This window comes from Zeaxanthinibacter enoshimensis (assembly GCF_004362865.1).
GTDB lineage: Bacteria > Bacteroidota > Bacteroidia > Flavobacteriales > Flavobacteriaceae > Zeaxanthinibacter > Zeaxanthinibacter enoshimensis.
This window is the reverse complement of sequence record NZ_SNYI01000001.1, coordinates 613717-630228: the sequence shown is the minus strand read 5'-3', so window position 1 is coordinate 630228 and position 16512 is coordinate 613717. Positions and strand designations below refer to the sequence as shown.

Annotated in this window: 17 protein-coding genes; 10 read left to right on the top strand and 7 right to left on the bottom strand. The window is 47.6% G+C overall.

Annotated elements, in window-relative coordinates:
- Positions 1-12 precede the first annotated feature (12 nt).
- From atpG to CLV82_RS02790, 7 genes are all read left to right on the top strand, one after another.
- Positions 13-873, top strand: coding sequence for an ATP synthase F1 subunit gamma (gene atpG, locus CLV82_RS02820; protein WP_133642778.1), 861 nt, complete (start codon positions 13-15; stop codon positions 871-873).
- A gap of 173 nt (positions 874-1046) precedes the next feature.
- Complete coding sequence (locus tag CLV82_RS02815; RefSeq protein ID WP_133642777.1) at positions 1047-2507, top strand: lipopolysaccharide biosynthesis protein; 1461 nt, start codon at positions 1047-1049, stop codon at positions 2505-2507.
- Entirely contained in the window at positions 2504-2938 is a 435-nt protein-coding gene (gene dut / locus CLV82_RS02810) for a dUTP diphosphatase (protein WP_133642776.1), read from the top strand. The genes CLV82_RS02815 and dut overlap by 4 nt, the downstream gene beginning before the upstream one ends.
- Positions 2939-2978: 40 nt before the next feature.
- A complete protein-coding gene (locus CLV82_RS02805) occupies positions 2979-3890 on the top strand; it encodes a tetratricopeptide repeat protein (RefSeq protein ID WP_133642775.1) in 912 nt (303 codons plus the stop codon).
- Positions 3891-3894: 4 nt separating this feature from the next.
- Positions 3895-4680: a DUF4292 domain-containing protein gene (locus CLV82_RS02800; protein ID WP_133642774.1), complete on the top strand. Its 786-nt coding sequence runs from the start codon at positions 3895-3897 to the stop codon at positions 4678-4680.
- Position 4681: 1 nt separating this feature from the next.
- On the top strand, positions 4682-5914 hold the full coding sequence (locus CLV82_RS02795) for a murein hydrolase activator EnvC family protein (protein ID WP_133642773.1): 1233 nt from the start codon (positions 4682-4684) through the stop codon (positions 5912-5914).
- A 9-nt stretch (positions 5915-5923) separates the two neighbouring features.
- The gene (locus tag CLV82_RS02790) at positions 5924-6763 is read left to right on the top strand and encodes an aldo/keto reductase (protein ID WP_133642772.1); all 840 of its coding nucleotides are present in this window, start codon (positions 5924-5926) and stop codon (positions 6761-6763) included.
- 36 nt (positions 6764-6799) lie between these two features.
- Here CLV82_RS02790 and CLV82_RS02785 read toward each other — a convergent pair whose 3' ends face one another.
- Together CLV82_RS02785 and CLV82_RS02780 are read right to left on the bottom strand one after the other, a co-directional pair.
- Positions 6800-7315: an acyl-CoA thioesterase gene (locus CLV82_RS02785; protein ID WP_133642771.1), complete on the bottom strand. Its 516-nt coding sequence runs from the start codon at positions 7313-7315 to the stop codon at positions 6800-6802.
- 109 nt (positions 7316-7424) lie between these two features.
- Positions 7425-8375, bottom strand: coding sequence for an HU domain-containing protein (locus CLV82_RS02780; RefSeq protein ID WP_133642770.1), 951 nt, complete (start codon positions 8373-8375; stop codon positions 7425-7427).
- A 26-nt stretch (positions 8376-8401) separates the two neighbouring features.
- Here CLV82_RS02780 and dprA point away from each other — a divergent pair, with 26 nt between their 5' ends.
- Positions 8402-9586 (top strand): DNA-processing protein DprA, encoded by a 1185-nt coding sequence (gene dprA / locus CLV82_RS02775; RefSeq protein WP_243744126.1) that lies wholly within the window; start codon positions 8402-8404, stop codon positions 9584-9586.
- Positions 9587-9770: 184 nt separating this feature from the next.
- On the opposite strand, the gene trpS is transcribed toward dprA, so the two are convergent.
- On the bottom strand, positions 9771-10739 hold the full coding sequence (trpS, locus tag CLV82_RS02770) for a tryptophan--tRNA ligase (RefSeq protein ID WP_133642769.1): 969 nt from the start codon (positions 10737-10739) through the stop codon (positions 9771-9773).
- A gap of 71 nt (positions 10740-10810) precedes the next feature.
- On the opposite strand from trpS, the gene CLV82_RS02765 reads away from it, so the two are divergent.
- Positions 10811-11581 (top strand): lysophospholipid acyltransferase family protein, encoded by a 771-nt coding sequence (locus CLV82_RS02765; protein ID WP_133642768.1) that lies wholly within the window; start codon positions 10811-10813, stop codon positions 11579-11581.
- Here the strand turns inward: CLV82_RS02765 and CLV82_RS02760 are convergent.
- The 4 genes from CLV82_RS02760 to recA all read right to left on the bottom strand — a co-directional run bounded on the left by CLV82_RS02760 (position 11571) and on the right by recA (position 15148).
- Positions 11571-13040 (bottom strand): outer membrane beta-barrel protein, encoded by a 1470-nt coding sequence (locus CLV82_RS02760; RefSeq protein WP_133642767.1) that lies wholly within the window; start codon positions 13038-13040, stop codon positions 11571-11573. The two genes, CLV82_RS02765 and CLV82_RS02760, sit on opposite strands and share 11 nt — an antisense overlap.
- Positions 13041-13052: 12 nt before the next feature.
- Positions 13053-13583 (bottom strand): RNA polymerase sigma factor, encoded by a 531-nt coding sequence (locus tag CLV82_RS02755; RefSeq protein WP_133642766.1) that lies wholly within the window; start codon positions 13581-13583, stop codon positions 13053-13055.
- 21 nt (positions 13584-13604) lie between these two features.
- Positions 13605-14042: a hypothetical protein gene (locus CLV82_RS02750; RefSeq protein ID WP_133642765.1), complete on the bottom strand. Its 438-nt coding sequence runs from the start codon at positions 14040-14042 to the stop codon at positions 13605-13607.
- 95 nt (positions 14043-14137) lie between these two features.
- The gene (gene recA, locus CLV82_RS02745) at positions 14138-15148 is read right to left on the bottom strand and encodes a recombinase RecA (protein WP_133642764.1); all 1011 of its coding nucleotides are present in this window, start codon (positions 15146-15148) and stop codon (positions 14138-14140) included.
- Positions 15149-15464: 316 nt separating this feature from the next.
- On the opposite strand from recA, the gene trhO reads away from it, so the two are divergent.
- Entirely contained in the window at positions 15465-16496 is a 1032-nt protein-coding gene (gene trhO, locus CLV82_RS02740; protein ID WP_133642763.1) for an oxygen-dependent tRNA uridine(34) hydroxylase TrhO, read from the top strand.
- Positions 16497-16512: the final 16 nt, after the last annotated feature.

The following is a 16512-nucleotide window of genomic DNA, read 5'->3' as shown; positions in this document are numbered from 1 at the left end:
GAACCATAGTGTATGGCGAATTTAAAGGAAATACGTAACAGGATCACATCGGTTAATTCGACCATGCAGATCACCAGTGCCATGAAAATGGTATCTGCTGCAAAGTTGAAAAAGGCGCAGGATGCCATTACGGCCATGCGACCTTATGCGGATAAACTGAACGAGCTGCTGCAAAACCTGAGTGCCAGCCTGGATGAGAATTCCGGCGGACAGTATTCTGAGCAGCGGGAGGTCAACAAGGTACTGATCGTAGCGATCACTTCTAACCGGGGATTGTGTGGAGCATTCAATACCAATGTGCTGAAGCAGAGTGTAGCTTTGGCCCAGGACAGGTATGCCGGCAAAAAAGTGGATTTTGTCACTATAGGTAAAAAGGCCAAAGACCTGCTGTCTAAGCGTCATGCCGTGATCAACGATCACAGCAAGGTCTACGACGAACTCACCTTTGACCAGGTAGCGGCAATTGCTGAGGAGCTGATGGATAAATTCAGTTCCGGGGCCTACGATAAGATAGAGATAGTTTATAACCACTTTAAGAACGCTGCTACCCAGGTTGTACTGACAGAGCAGTTCTTACCGATCAAACCACTTGAGCAGGATGTTCAGCTCAGCACGGATTACATCTTTGAACCTTCTAAGGAGGAGATCGTAGAAGAACTGATCCCGAAGACTTTAAAGACACAGCTCTACAAAGCGGTTCGTGATTCCTTTGCCAGTGAACACGGGGCAAGGATGACCGCTATGCACAAGGCGACAGATAATGCCAAGGAATTAAGAGATCAGCTTAAACTTACCTATAACAAGGCAAGACAGGCTGCAATTACCAACGAGATCCTGGAGATCGTCGGTGGTGCCGAAGCCCTGAACGGGTAATCTCGTTTATCCTTTTTAATATATAAACCCTGCTTTTGCAGGGTTTTTTTATGGACAGAAGCCTCTCCGGGCCTGCACAATAATTTTCTCAGCCCCCGTTTATGATTCATAACTGCCGCTTTGCTGGCAGGTATTAAATACCTACTTTTAATGACTACCTAACAGAGGCGGACTTGAGCTTATTTCAGAAACTTTTTAAGCAAACCTTTATTTATGGTTTGGCCACGGTGTTACCACGAATGCTCTCATTCATCCTGGTCCCGCTGTACACCAGGGTAATGCCCCCGGGCGCATACGGAGAAGTCACCCTTATCTTCGCCTGGTTTGCTATTTTCAACGTCATCCTGTCTTACGGGATGGAGACTGCTTTCTTCCGTTTTTACAATAAGGAAGAGCAAAAGAAAGAAGTGGTCTCAACAGCCCTGATAAGCCTGCTGACCTCCACGGCGCTCTTTGTTCTGCTCGGTTTCCTGCTAAGTGACCAATTGGTAAGCATTCTGAATATAGACCCGGAATACTTCAATTATTTTATTTTTATCCTTGGGCTGGACGCCCTTTCCATAGTCCCGTTTGCCTGGCTTAGGGCAAATGAAAAACCAATGAAATACGCCGTAGTCAAGATCATCAACGTGATGATCAACCTGGGGCTTAACGTGTTTTTCCTATTGCTGTTACCAAAACTTGCCAGGGGTGAAACTTCCGTTTTCGACAGTCTGTACGTGCCGGATTATGAAATCTCGTACATCTTTATTTCCAACCTGGTGGCCAGCGCCGTTACCCTGCTGATCATGTCCCGGCTGTATTTCCGGAGGCCGTACATATTTAATAAGCGGATGTTTAATTCGATGATGCGGTATGGTCTTCCAGTGATGATCGCGGGGATAGCCTTTACGATAAATGAAGTCTTTGACCGCATTCTGTTGTCGGAACTACTGCCAGAGGATATTGCCAAAAGCGAGATAGGTAAATACTCCGCCTGCTATAAGCTTGCGCTGTTCATGACGCTTTTTGCCACAGCTTTCCGGCTGGGGATAGAACCCTTCTTCTTCAGTCACGCTAATTCTGAGAACCCCCAAAAGGCTTACGCACAGATCACCAATTATTTCGTGGTCCTGGGCAGCGTAATCCTGCTGGCGGTGGTCGTTTATGCCGATATCCTGAAGGTGATCATCATCGATAAAGCTTACTGGGAAGCCATGCCGGTGGTCCCGATAATTGTACTTGCAGGATTTTGCCTGGGTATCTACCACAACCTCTCGGTTTGGTACAAGGTGACGGACCGGACCCGATTCGGGGCCATTATCTCTATTGTAGGCGCAGTGATCACCATCCTGATCAATGTCCTTTTCATTCCCACTATCGGCTATTACGCTTCGGCCATTGCCACACTGGCTGCCTACGCCACTATGCTGGGTCTTTCGTTTTATTTCGGACAACGGTATTACCCTGTGCCCTATAACTTCAGAAAAATTATTTTTTACGGTTCAATTTCCGTTCTCTTTTCCGTACTTTCTTTTTACGTCTTTGACCGTAACCTGATCGTGGGAACCATCTTGTTCCTGGTATTCCTGTTTCTGGTATACCGACTGGAAAAAGAACGCTTACAACAAATATTCTTAAAACAATTCCGATGAAGATCAAGATCGTAAATCGTTCGTCCCATGCCCTGCCCGCTTATGAGACCATGGCCTCTGCCGGCATGGATCTGAGAGCTAACCTTCAGCAACCGGTCACACTTAAATCACTGGAACGCGCTGTCATCCCCACCGGCCTCTATATGGAACTACCGGTCGGATTCGAAGCCCAGGTCCGTCCCAGGTCCGGTCTGGCCGCAAAAAAAGGAGTTACCGTACTGAATACACCTGGCACGATTGATGCTGATTACAGGGGGGAGATCGGGATCATCCTCGTTAACTTGTCCAACGAGCCCTTCACGGTGGAAGACGGCGACCGGGTGGCACAAATGGTTATTGCACGGCACGAAAGGGCCGAGTGGGAAGTTACCGAAGCACTGTCCGAAACAAGCCGTGGAAGCGGTGCATTTGGCAGTACCGGAAAGAAGTGAGATAATAAAGAGATCCCCCGGGATTTTTTAAAGAGAAGAAATGCATAGGGCGAACAGAGGTATTGTACTGATGGTGCTGGGAATGTTCCTTTTCCCCTGGAATAATTATGGCCAGGAACCAGAACAGGAGAGTGCTGCTTTGTCCCTCGAATTATATACTGATGCTTTCCAGGAATCTTTTTTTGAAGGGTTAAAACAAAAAGGGATAGGGAACTACGATAAAGCTGTAAAAGCGTTTCTTGAATGTCAGGAAATGCAGCCCGGCATGGCAGTGGTAGACCATGAACTGGCCAGGCTATACCTGGAACAGAACGCCTTTGTTCAGGCGAAGGAAGCAGCCCTGGCAGCCGTAAGCGGCGAACCTGGTAATCCCTGGTACATACAGACCCTGGTGCGGGTACAAGCGCAGCAAGGCCTGTCTGTGGCCCTGCTGAAGGATCGTCTACCCTGGTCTGATCCGGACTTTAAGGAAAAGCTCGCACTCGCCCTTTACAGGGAAGGACAATTCAGGGAGTCCCTGGAGATCCTGCAGGGGCTGAGGAATAGTGAATTCAGAGCCCTGCTGCAAAGGCAGCTGGAAGATTCGCTTTCCCTGGGGGTTCCAGGAGAAATCGAAGAGGAAGCAGTTGAGGACAACCCCCAGCAGCAGTCGATCAACGAGCTGAACAAGCTGATAGAGACTTCGGGGTTTATTCAATTGGAATCCGCAGCTGCCGAACATCTGGAAAGCTACCCGGCCAATCCTTTTTTCTATTATGCCTACGGGTTAGCCCTGCAGCGTAATGGGAAAAACAAGGAGGCAATCGGTGTATTGGAAGAAGGCCTGGATTACCTGCTGGATGATCCAAAACTGGAAGTAAAATTCTTCAGGGAACTGGCTTCGGCTTACCAGGCTGTAGGAGATTCTGTGAAGGCAAATATGTATCTTAGTAAAACTAAAAAAGGTTCTTAATGCTATGAAAGGACTAACGCTATACACAACTCGTTTTTTAATGGCGATCTTGTGCCTGGGAGTATTCTATTCCTGTTCTTCATCCCGGGTTGCCCTGGACGGGACGGTGAATTCCAAACTCTCCGCAAAAGCCGTTATTAAAAACCATTATAAGAACCAGCCGGACTTTAAAACTTTGAGCGGGCGGATGCGTATTACATACCAGGACGGTGATGCCACTCAAAGCGTAAACGTCAGCCTGAGAATGGAAAAGGACAAAGTGATCTGGATAAGCGCTCCCCTGGGCGTGGTAAAAGCTTATATTACGCCTAACAAGGTATCTTTCTACAATAAGTTAGAGAACGAATATTTTGACGGGGATTATAGCTATTTCAGTGACCTGTTGGGAACCACGCTCGACTTTGAAAAGATTCAGAATCTTTTACTGGGGCAGGCGCTCTATGACCTTACGGAAGACAAATACGAGTTATCTCCTACACCTGGCAGCTACCTGCTGCGACCGGGTACAGATAGGGGGACGCTGAAGACGGAATACAGTATGGAGCCAAAGTTCTTTATGCTGGCTTTCCAGCAGATCGCCCAGCCTATGGAAGGACGTTTGCTGCAGGTAAGTTACAAGAACTACCAGGAAGTATCCAAGAGGATGTTGCCCGAAGAAGTTGGGATTACCGTCATCGAGAAAGACCGGCAGAACAACATCCAGTTAGAGTATAAAAGCCTTGAGGTCAACCGCAGCCTGAATTTTCCATTTAAAATACCGAATGGTTTTAACGAGATCGTGCTAAAATAATATGAAGATTAAGGTTTCATATATTTTCAAAATACTGATCGTTATATTTTCGCTGATCAGCTTAAATACCTATGCACAGTCCAGCGAACAGAAGGCCCTGGAAGCCCGGAGGGAAAGGCTCCAAAAGGAGATCGCAGAAATGAACCGCCTGCTGTTTGCCCAAAAGAAAAAGAAGGGAAATATTGTGGACCAGCTGGAGTCCCTGGACAGGAAGATCATGGTGAGCCAGCAGCTGATCAGGGTAACCAACCAGGAATCGAACCTTCTCAGCCGGCAGGTGAATGCGAATATCAGGAAGATAAGTGCATTAAGGGAAGACCTTGAGATCTTAAAGAAGGATTACGCCCAGATGATCCGTCGTTCCTACCAGAGCAGGGCTAAGCAGAACCGCCTGATGTTCCTTTTATCTGCTGAAAGTTTCTTCCAGGCTTTTAAACGGCTGCAGTATATGAAACAATATACCCAGTTTCGCAAAGAACAGGGAGAGGCTATTGTGGCCAAGACCGAGGAGTTGGCCCAGCTGAATAAATCCCTGGCCGAACAACGGAAGGCCAAAGATGCCTTAGTGGCCGAAAACCAGAAGGTGAAGAACCAGTTGATGAAAGAGATCGGGGACCAGAAAGCCCTGCTCCAGACCATCCGGCAGAATGAAAGTAAATATGCATCCGCCATCGATGCAAAACAGAAAGAAGCACGGAAGATAGACCAGCAGATAGAAAGGCTGATCCGGTCGGCAATTGTTGCCGCCAATAAAGAGGCCGGTAAAAGCAGTGGTGATAACTCTAAATTTGTACTTACCCCCGAGGCCGAATTGGTGGCGAACAATTTTTCAGCAAATAAGGGAAGGCTGATATGGCCGGTTGAAAAAGGGATAAAGCGACAAGGGTTCGGGATCTATAAAGATGCGGTTTACCCCGGCATCAAACACCAGAGTAACGGGGTTATCATCGCCACGGACGAAGGCGCCAAGGCCAGGGCCGTTTTCGAAGGCGAGGTCATAGCTATCCTGGCTGTACCCGGTGGTAATAAAGGGGTGCAGATCAAGCATGGAAACTATATCAGTACGTATTACAACCTCTCTAACCTGTATGTCAAGAAAGGGGACAAGGTTGCAGCCAAGGAAGAATTAGGCGAGATATATACCAACAGGGCCAGTGGCCTTACACAACTGAAATTCTATCTCTACCGGGACGCGACCAGGCTCAACCCCGAGGAATGGATTTACAGGCTTTAAAAGATAAATATGCAACAGCACATTACAGATCTACAAGGGACATTTAAACTGCACAATGGCGTGGCCATGCCTTACTTTGGTTTGGGCGTTTACCTGGCTGAAGACGGGCAGGAGGTGGTTAATGCTGTAAAATGGGCCCTGGACGCGGGTTACCGCCATATTGATACTGCCGCCGTCTACAATAATGAAGAAGGCGTGGGCAGGGGAATCGCAGAAAGCGGTTTGAAACGGGAAGAGGTATTCCTGGTCAGCAAGGTGTGGAACAGCGACCAGGGCTACGAGAGTACCTTAAAGGCATTTGAGGCCAGCCTGCAGCGGCTGGGTACCGATTACCTCGACCTTTACCTGGTACACTGGCCGGTAGACGGGAAATATAAGGATACCTGGAGGGCATTGGAAAAACTGTACGCGGAAAAGAAGGTGAGAGCTATAGGGGTAAGCAATTTTCTGCAGCATCACCTGGAAGACCTGATGGAAACAGCAGAAACAGTCCCCATGGTGAACCAAATGGAGTTTCACCCCTACCTGGTGCAACCAGAGCTGATCGATTTCTGTCGTAAGCATAAGATCCAGTACGAAGCCTGGTCTCCTATGATGCAGGGAAATATATTTAAGCAAAAGGAATTTGAGGCACTTGCGGATAAATACGGACGCAGTATTGCCCAGGTAGTACTCAGGTGGGACCTGCAGAAAGGAGTGGTCACCATCCCGAAATCGACCAAAAAAGAGCGGATCATTGCTAATTCACAGGTCTTCGACTTTGAACTTTCGCAGGAAGATATGGACAGGCTCGATGCTATGGATAAAGGAAAGCGCTTTGGTCCGGACCCGGATAACTTTGATTTCTAAAATAAAATGTCCCGTATAGAACGGGACATTTTTTATTTATGAACTAACAAATAACGCTTTAAGTTCTGTCGCTTCCTCAGGTTTCATTTTCCCTGCGAGCACCAGGCTGAGCTGTTTTCGTCTCAGTGCGGCGGCATAGCGTTCTTTTTCTTGTTTAGTCTCCGGGATCAATGGCGGTACTTCTGTAGGTTTCCCGGTATCATCCACAGCGACGAAAGTGTAGATAGCCTCGTTCGCTTTGGTTCGCTGACCGCTGAAACGATCCTCTATCCAGACATCGATAAAAACTTCCATAGAAGTCCTGAAATTACGGGAGATAGCAGCTTCTACAGTCACCACGCTTCCCAGGGGTACGGAGCGGTTAAAGGCCACGTGGTTCACAGAGGCAGTAACAACGATCCTGCGGCTGTGTCGCCTGGCAGCAATGCTGGCCGCGCGGTCCATCCTGGCCAGCAATTCTCCTCCAAAAAGATTATTGAGGGGATTGGTCTCACTGGGCAGGACCAGGTCTGTCATGATAGTTCGTGAATCGCTTGGCGTTTTAGGCTCCATGGGTCAAAATTTTTTGCAAAGATAAGTGCTAATGTTGGCACAAGTGACGCCATACCATAGAAATTAGGAAGCGATACGTAAAAGTGGGAAAGTGTTCCGGAAACTCAGATTATTTCTTAGAAAGCAGCCAGGCATCCCTGGAGACATTCTCTTTAACCGTTTTCAGGTAGTCCAGCGCCTCCTGAGAATCCACGAAACTGGCGTATACCACCTGGTGAAGACCAAAAGAATTGGTGCCGAGGTAAGCAGCGGAATCAAAACCTTTCCGCTTTAATTGCCTTACTTTCTTATCGGCATTTGTCTTGTAGCGGAAAGCACCCGCGATGACATGGTGTCTCGGGGCCTCTTCTTTCCTGGTAACATTCAGGCTGATTGCTGGCAATTCTAACGGGGCAGCACTGAAGAAAGTGGCCTCCTGTATATTTTTCTGAACCAGTTCGTGAGCCTGTTGCCTTGCGATCTGTTGGTTTTCAACAGAAGTTTGATACATCCTGAATCCTGTTACCCCTGTAGAAAAGGCGAGCAACAGGATGGCTGCATATTTTAAATAAGGGCGGAAGTTGCTTTTCTTTCGCTCTTCGGGAGTAATGATAAAAGGGATACGTTCTTCCAGTTCCTGTACTTCTTCTTTAAGGACTTCCCGAGTGACTTGGGGTGAAACTACCGAGCTAAGGCCAAAGGAGGCAGTCAGGAAGTTGACCTGGTTCGCGGGGCGGAATAGTAACCTGCCTTCGCGATTCAGTCGGAATTCACCAAGGTTCCCAAATTTCAGTGTCTTTTGTGTTTCCAGCTCCTCTTTCCATTTTTTTACCGTTTTGGAGAGCTCTTCCAACATTGCGTCATAGGTAGTATTCTCCGCATGGGCAATGTAGGAAACCAGCAGGCCGTCATTACTGTCCAGCTGTTGGTTAAAGGAGATCACTTTTGAAGGCGGATCAAAAGTGTTGGTTGTTTTGTGCAGTACAGCAGATTTCATTTGTGTCAGGAAAGCACCAAAGCCCGGTACAATGACACAATTATAACGGTAAAGGAGTTCTTCTATATAAAATGCTGCACTCATATCTACAAAGATGGAAAATTTTTGCAGTGGGTAAAAGCAGAAACGATAACTTTTTATTAACAGACATGGATCGGCAGGATGTGAAGAATGGAGGTGATGGTCCGGAATTACCCGAAAATGAGCTGTTCGCAGCTCTTCGGTTACAGCATATTCCCAACCTGGGGGATATCAGCGCAAAAAAATTAATTGCTCATTGTGGCAGTCCTGCTGCGGTTTTCACCGATAAAATGCAGGTGTTGCTTAAAATAGACCGAATTGGCTCTGCGATGTTATCAGGTCTTCACGACCCTGTTCATGCCCGGGCAGCAGAACGCGAATTGAATTTTATCAGGAAGCACAGGATCGGGTACTACTATTACAGGCAACATAGCTATCCCTATAACCTGCAGCATTGCCCGGACGGGCCCGTACTGTTGTTTTACAAAGGGAATATTGAGCTAGAGGGAAAGAAGATCATCAGTGTTGTAGGTACCCGGAACATGACCGGCAGGGGCAGGGATTTCTGCCATAAATTCATCGAAGACCTGGCGGTATATGAGCCGGTGATCATCAGTGGTTTTGCTTATGGAGTTGATATCTGTGTTCAGCGTGCTGCCATGGCTCACGGCTTGCAGACCATAGGCTGCCTGGCCCATGGCCTCAACAGGATCTACCCTCCTGAACATAGGATCTACGCAGACATGATCATGAAGAACGGGGGTTTCTTTACGGAACAGTGGAGCAAAAGCCTGCCGGTCAGGGAAAATTTCCTGAGGCGAAACCGTATCATTGCCGGCCTCAGCCAGGCCACGGTGGTCATTGAATCGGGTGAAAAAGGGGGCAGCCTGGTTACGGCCAACCTTGCGGCAGAGTACAACCGGGAAGTTTTCGCTGTACCCGGGAGAACCACAGATGTTTTCAGCCGTGGCTGTAATGCCCTGATCAGGTCGCAGAAAGCGCATTTGCTCACTGCTGCGGAAGATCTGGTATATATGCTGAACTGGGAGGCTACAGCCAGCGGCGGAAGGGGAGTGCAGAAGCAGCTGTTCGTGGATTTGAACCCTGTGGAGCAGCGGGTGGTGCAGTTTCTGGAAGATAAGGGCAAGCAACATCTCGATGAAATATCCATACACTGCGATCTCCCTGTCTCGGCATGTTCGGCCTTGCTTTTTGAACTGGAAATGAAGGGTGTGATCTGCCCCTTACCCGGAAAATTATTTGAATTGGCTTAATGAAGCTACAGACCGGGTGGTCTGCCAGGTTAGGTAAAACAGCTATTGGTGTGTTGAATCCCTGCTTTTATCGACAGAACAGCTGTTTACATCGGTTTACGAGTAATATTATGTTAGTGCCGGCCCTTCCGGAACCGACCGGGCAGTCAGTTTGTTAATTTCCGGGAACAAGGCAAGGAGATTGTTAATACCCCAGCTTTTCCCTAACCCTTTTAAGCACTTCCGAGGCGACTCCCGCTGCTTTTTCTGCTCCTAAGGCAAGCGCGTCCTCGACTTCCTGGGGATGTGTTTTGTAATACTCGAATTTCTCCCTGGGTTCTTTAAAACGTTCACAGATCAGCTCAAACAAGGCTTGTTTTGCGTGCCCGTATCCATAATTTCCGCCGGTATAGTTGTCGCGCATGGCAGCAACCTGTTCCGGATTGCCGAGAATTTTATAAAGGGCAAACACGTTATCAGTGTCAGGATCCTTCGGGTCTTCCAGGGGGGTGCTGTCGGTCTTTATGCCCATGATTTGCTTGCGCAGTTTTTTGTCGGGCTGGAAGATATCGATTAGGTTCCCTTTACTTTTACTCATCTTTTCGCCGTCGGTGCCGGGAACATACATGGTCTCTTCCTGGACCTGGGCCTCTGGTAAAACAAAGGTTTCCCCCAGCTGGGCGTGGAACCTGGATGCTACATCCCGGGTCATTTCCAGGTGTTGCAACTGGTCTTTTCCGACCGGAACAATGTTGGCGTCGTAAAGCAGGATGTCTGCAGCCATTAGCATAGGGTAGGTGAACAGCCCGGCATTAACGTCTTCCAGTCTGTCGGCTTTATCTTTAAAGGAGTGGGCCAGGGTCAGTCTCTGGTAGGGAAAGAAACAACTCAGGTACCAGGATAGTTCAGTCACCTGCGGGACATCACTCTGTCTGTAGAAAACAGTTTTATTAACATCGAGACCAAAGGATAACCAGGTAGCGGCAGTCGCAAAGGTATTCTGCCGCAGGGTCTCCCCGTTCTTTATCTGGGTAAGCGAATGCATATCTGCGATAAAAAGAAAGGATTCATTTGCGGGATCCTTTGCCATCCTGATCGCGGGAATGATTGCTCCCAGGATGTTTCCGAGGTGCGGAGTTCCGGTGCTCTGTATGCCTGTGAGGATTCTTGCCATCTGCGTTTTTTTGGAAAAGACAAAAGTAACGGTTTATCTAAAACCTTGCTAAAATTGTTACTTTTGATTCCATGCGCAAAGCCCTTTTCAATTTCTGGGGAATCCTGTATCACATTTGGTTTTATATCCTGGTCGCTGTCCCAATCCTCATCGCCCTGCCCTTCCTTATCCTTACCACCCTTTCTGAGCGCACCTACAGGCAGTTTTTCTGGTTGGCCCGCAATATATGGGCTCCTTTCATTTTATACGGGATGGGTTGCCCGCCCCGGATAAGCTACGAAGAGAAACTGTTGAAGCACGAAAGCTACATGCTGGTGGCCAACCATACCAGTATGCTCGATATTATGCTGATGCTGCGGGTGAGTAAAAACCCCTTTGTTTTTGTGGGGAAAAAGGAATTGGTGAACATTCCCTTATTCGGTTTCTTTTACAAACGGGTCTGCATCATGGTAGACCGGGAAGACAGTCGCAGCCGGATGGCGGTATACCGAAGGGCCCAGAAAAGACTGAACCAGGGACTTAGTATCTGTATTTTCCCTGAAGGGGGTGTTCCGGATGAATCAGTTGTGTTAGATAGTTTTAAAGAAGGAGCTTTCAGGATGTCTATTGCACATCAGATCCGGCTTGTTCCAATAACCTTCCTGGATAATAAGAAAAGACTGCCTTTTACATGGACAAAAGGCCGGCCCGGACCGCTCCGGGTGAAGGTTCACTCATTTATAGATACCTCCGTGCTCGAAGAATCAGACAAGAGGATATTGAGTCAGCAGGTCAGGCAAATATTCCTGCAAGACCTTGAAGAACCCGGGCACGCACAAATCCCCCAACATATCAGAACCTGATATTAAGTCCGCTGTAAACCCCCAAAGAATAAGGATTAAAGGAACCCGCTGTATCTGAAAAGGTGTTGAGCTGGTATTTGAATACCGGGTCAATATTAAGCTGTATACTGGGGGTGATCCTGTAATAGAAGCCCAGCCCGATATTCGTGCTGAAATTCAGGCTGTTGATATTGTTGGCATCCCCTACCAGGGTCTGGTTGCCTTCGGCCTCCAGGACCAGAGAGTTATCGGTCAGGAACAGGGTGCTTATGCCCCCGATAAGATCCACACCCAGTTTCTGGTCACTGAGTACGTAATTCAATTCCAGGGGAACTTCCAGGTAACCGAACTGCTGGTTCATACGCCCGGATTTCCCCGGACTCTGAGCGCTGACATCGGCAAAACCGTTGGTGGGTTCACTTTTAGGTGAAGCTTCACTTCTGACCACCAGGTTCCGGGAAGTAATATTGTAATCTATATGATCCAGTTTAGCCTGTTCCCCGGCTATAGGGGAAGCAGAGAAGGACACATCATTAGTGTCGTAACCGTAATCCACTTTGTGCAGGCCGGAACGTAACCTGAGTTTAGGGCTGAGGTCATAAGAAACTGTGATCCCATAACTCATATTTACATTGCCGCTTTTGGAATTGGCCGTAAAACTGGAATGGATAGGGGAGCCCTGGCCGAAAGAACTAAAATAGACAGGAGCAATACGAGGCCCGACAGACCATTTCGGGTTGGATTCCTGCTGGGCCAGCTCTTCCTCTTCTGCGTCTACAACCTCGAAGATCGAACGTTTATCTTCCTGCTCAGCATCCTGTTCCTTGCTAGTGTTTACAGCAACTTCAGAAGATTGTACCGACTGGTTTATTAAATTATTCTCAGTATCCTTGTCTTTTTCTCCCGCGGCAAGCTGAGTTGTATTTTGCTGTCGGGTACCGCTATTTTCTTCCGAACTACCCGTTACGCTTTCTGCGGAATAGTCAGTGGTCTTTAACTCTCCGTGATCATCCTGGGTTTTATTTTTCACCCCTGCGAGATCAGCGTGCCGTATATTTTCCCCCGGTGCCTTTTCCTTTTGAATGGTATTATAGTCCCCTTTGCTGTTGCCTGTTTTCTTCGGGAAAGAAGGTATGGATGATGGTCGTGTTTCCTCCGCGGAGCCCGCCACGGCATCTTCAGGGTCCTGTTTCAGCGGCGTAGAGGGGGTGGTCTCCCGACCGTCCTGTTCTATAGGTTGTTCCGTGGTGTCTGTTAAGATCACATTGGTCTCCTTCCCAGTGGGGATTACCCCCAGGAAAAGTAAAAAGGCCAGTATTGCAGCCGCACCGCCCAGCTGCCACCACAGGGCAACCAGTCTTTTTTTCTTCTTTCTTCGGTCCAGGGTGCCGGAGATCCTTTCCCACATCCCGTCAGGAGGTGATTGCTGGAAGTCTTTCAGCCTGTCCTTGAACAAATTATCCAGATTATTCTTTTTCATGGCTTATGCGGTTTAAGCGATATTCATCTTCGCTTTCTTGATCTTTTCTTTTAGAATAGCCCTCGCCCTGGCCAGGTTAGATTTGGATGTCCCGGCCGAGGTTCCCAGTTTTTCACTGATCTGCTGGTGGGTAAAACCATCCAGCACATACATATTGAAGGTCAGCCTGTACTTATGGGGCAGATCCTGTATATAGCCAAGCAAGGTCTGCAGGCTGATCTCGTCGTAAAAAGGTAATTCCTCCTCTTCGCTTTCCGAATTTTCGTTCACCACGTTCATATACACTTCTTTCCTGTATTTCTGTAATACAGTATTTACCGTGATGCGTTTCATCCAGCCCTCGAAAGAACCTTTAAAGCGGAACTGCCCTATCTTATCGAAGATGACGATAAAACTGTCGTGCAAATTATCCTCGGCCTCCGTTTTATTGCGCGAATACTTAAGGCAGATGCCAAACAACACCGGGGAATACTTCTTATATAAAGATTCCTGTGCCTGTCTGCTACCCTTTTTGCATTGGTTTATCAGTTCTTCCAGATCCAAGTTGACCGCCTTAGTTCATATCTACCTATTATCTGCCTGTTGATTTACCGGTACTTCGTATTCTATAAAAATGGGAGTCCCATCTTCCTCTTCCCCGGCATAAAACCTAAAGGTGTATGTCTCGTCGTACAGGCAGATGAAATTAAAGAAAGTCTGTACCTCCTCCGTAGCCTGGGTGCAGCCCTGGTCTTCAAATTCTGAGCCCACCGCAACCACCGTCCTGGTGGTCAGGTCATCTTTCCGGATATCAAACCCCTCGAAAATAGAGCATCCATTGGGACGTAGGTAGGTCACCTTTATCTCGTAGGTCTCATTGAGGTTAAACGATTCCGGCAGTTCTGCCTCTATAATGTTGAGGGTTATAAAATGGAAGTTAGCCCTGTCATCGCTAATATCGCACGAACTCACCATGAACAGGGAGATCAGCAACCCACAAAACCAAGTTTTTCTCAGTTTCATATTATTAATGTTTGTTTAACCTTAGATGCGATCCTCGGCTAAAGGTTGCTTAGAAAAAAAAGGGGCTCAGTTACCTGGCCCCTTGGAAGTTAATGTTATAATGCGCTGATGGCGTCTTTTATCTTGCCTTCCAGTTCGTCCAGCAATTCTGGATTATCGATCAGCAGGTTTTTCACAGCATCTCGACCTTGTCCCAGTTTGGTATCGCCATAACTGAACCATGAGCCACTCTTCTTAATAATTTCGTATTGTACCCCGAGATCTATGATCTCCCCGATCTTCGAGATCCCCTCGCCATACATAATATCAAATTCTGCAGTTTTAAAAGGCGGAGCAACTTTGTTCTTCACCACTTTCACACGGGTCTTATTTCCCTGGACACCACCATCGGTATCCTTGATCTGGGTAGACCTGCGTATATCCAGGCGAACAGAGGCATAGAATTTAAGAGCGTTCCCCCCGGTTGTTGTTTCCGGGTTCCCGAACATTACTCCAATCTTTTCACGCAGCTGGTTGATGAAAATAACAGTACAATGGGTTTTACTGATAGAGCTGGTAAGCTTTCTCAGGGCTTGCGACATCAGCCGCGCATGGAGTCCCATTTTTGAATCTCCCATTTCGCCTTCGATCTCGCTCTTCGGGGTCAGGGCCGCGACCGAGTCGATGATCACGATATCAATAGCGCCGGAACGGATAAGGTTATCTGCAATTTCCAGGGCCTGCTCCCCGTGGTCAGGTTGTGAAATGATCAGGTTGTCTATATCCACACCGAGTTTCTGGGCATAGAAACGATCAAACGCATGTTCTGCATCGATAAAAGCAGCAATACCTCCTTTTTTCTGTGCTTCTGCTATGGCATGTAGCGTTAGCGTGGTCTTACCCGAGGATTCCGGTCCGTAGATCTCGATGACCCTTCCTCTTGGGTATCCTCCAACACCTAAGGCGATATCCAGACCCAGCGATCCCGAAGAGATCACCTCCACATCCTGCACCTTTTCATCTCCCATCTTCATGACCGCCCCCTTGCCATAGGTTTTATCCAGTTTGTCCAGGGTCAGTTTCAGGGCTTTTAATTTCGCTTCTTTTTCGCTGTTCTTCGTTTCCATTCTTTTGTAAAATTCAGAAAGCTAAATTACCATTTCTTTTTGCATATAACAACCAGCGGCGCAACCTTTTTGCCAAGCCTGTATCTAACCAATGAGTGTTAGTTGGTCACTTGTTTTATAACCGCCCGGCTATGGGTGGTTCACTAAGATGCAGCCATGGACCGGCATAAGAATTCTGTGAAAAAGAAGACCTGACCGCTATGAAAAAGGATGCTGAAAAATGGCAGCAGGAAAGCCCCGTGAAATCGGGGCTTTTTTTGTTTTAAAATCCCTATTTTTGCACAAAATTTAACGACAACTTAATTATTGGTATAGCATGCAACTGTACAATACTTTAAGTGCGAAGGAACGCGAAGAGCTGATAGAGCAGGCCAACCAGGAACGGCTGACCATCTCGTTCTACAAATACGCACACATCGGGAATCCCCAGATCTTCAGGAACCACCTCTTTATCCATTGGAACGAATTGGATGTGCTTGGGCGGATTTATGTTGCCCATGAAGGCATCAATGCCCAGCTTTCGGTCCCCGCTCCTAATTTCGAAGCTTTTAAAAAGCACCTGGATAGTATCAGCTTCCTGGAGAATGTCCGTCTGAATATTGCGATAGAGCAGGACAACAAATCTTTTCTGAAACTCAAGGTTAAAGTTCGGAAAAAGATCGTGGCCGATGGTCTTAACGATCGCTCTTTTGATGTTACCAATAAAGGGGTGCATGTCAATGCGGAAGAGTTCAATAAGCTCATAGATGATCCGGATACCATCCTGGTCGATATGCGTAACCATTACGAGAGTGAGATCGGGCACTTTCAGAATGCCATCACTCCGGATGTGGATACCTTCAGGGATTCCCTGGACATCATTGAAAAGGACCTGGCGGAACACAAGGAGGATAAGAAGCTCGTAATGTATTGTACCGGGGGCATTCGCTGTGAAAAGGCCAGTGCATATTACAAGCACAAGGGTTTTAAGCAGGTGTACCAGTTAGAAGGCGGGATCATAGAGTACGCCCGGCAGGTACAACAGCTTAAGCTGGAAAATAAGTTCAAAGGGAAGAACTTTGTCTTTGATCACCGCCGGAGTGAACGTATCTCCGAGGATGTGATCTCTCACTGCCACCAGTGTGGTGAGCCTTGTGACACGCACGTGAACTGTGCTAACGAAGCCTGCCACCTGCTGTTCATCCAGTGCGAATCCTGTGCGGAAAAAATGGATCAATGCTGTTCCGATAACTGTAAAGAGATCAATGCCCTTCCTTATGAAGAGCAGAAAAAATTGCGGAAAGGAAAAGAAGCGAGTAATAAGATCTTTAAAAAAGGTCGCTCAGAGGTTCTGAAGTTCAAACGATAACAGGGCCGCTGCCAGG

What these genes read in the sequence shown, in the direction of transcription:
- atpG (WP_133642778.1), top strand. Translation starts at nt 13, where the DNA reads ATGGCGAATTTAAAGGAAATACGTAACAGGATCACATCGGTTAATTCG.
- dut (WP_133642776.1), top strand. Translation starts at nt 2,504, where the DNA reads ATGAAGATCAAGATCGTAAATCGTTCGTCCCATGCCCTGCCCGCTTAT.
- CLV82_RS02805 (WP_133642775.1), top strand. Translation starts at nt 2,979, where the DNA reads ATGCATAGGGCGAACAGAGGTATTGTACTGATGGTGCTGGGAATGTTC.
- CLV82_RS02800 (WP_133642774.1), top strand. Translation starts at nt 3,895, where the DNA reads ATGAAAGGACTAACGCTATACACAACTCGTTTTTTAATGGCGATCTTG.
- CLV82_RS02795 (WP_133642773.1), top strand. Translation starts at nt 4,682, where the DNA reads ATGAAGATTAAGGTTTCATATATTTTCAAAATACTGATCGTTATATTT.
- CLV82_RS02790 (WP_133642772.1), top strand. Translation starts at nt 5,924, where the DNA reads ATGCAACAGCACATTACAGATCTACAAGGGACATTTAAACTGCACAAT.
- CLV82_RS02785 (WP_133642771.1), bottom strand. Translation starts at nt 7,315, where the DNA reads ATGGAGCCTAAAACGCCAAGCGATTCACGAACTATCATGACAGACCTG.
- CLV82_RS02780 (WP_133642770.1), bottom strand. Translation starts at nt 8,375, where the DNA reads ATGAGTGCAGCATTTTATATAGAAGAACTCCTTTACCGTTATAATTGT.
- trpS (WP_133642769.1), bottom strand. Translation starts at nt 10,739, where the DNA reads ATGGCAAGAATCCTCACAGGCATACAGAGCACCGGAACTCCGCACCTC.
- CLV82_RS02765 (WP_133642768.1), top strand. Translation starts at nt 10,811, where the DNA reads ATGCGCAAAGCCCTTTTCAATTTCTGGGGAATCCTGTATCACATTTGG.
- CLV82_RS02760 (WP_133642767.1), bottom strand. Translation starts at nt 13,040, where the DNA reads ATGAAAAAGAATAATCTGGATAATTTGTTCAAGGACAGGCTGAAAGAC.
- CLV82_RS02750 (WP_133642765.1), bottom strand. Translation starts at nt 14,042, where the DNA reads ATGAAACTGAGAAAAACTTGGTTTTGTGGGTTGCTGATCTCCCTGTTC.
- recA (WP_133642764.1), bottom strand. Translation starts at nt 15,148, where the DNA reads ATGGAAACGAAGAACAGCGAAAAAGAAGCGAAATTAAAAGCCCTGAAA.
- trhO (WP_133642763.1), top strand. Translation starts at nt 15,465, where the DNA reads ATGCAACTGTACAATACTTTAAGTGCGAAGGAACGCGAAGAGCTGATA.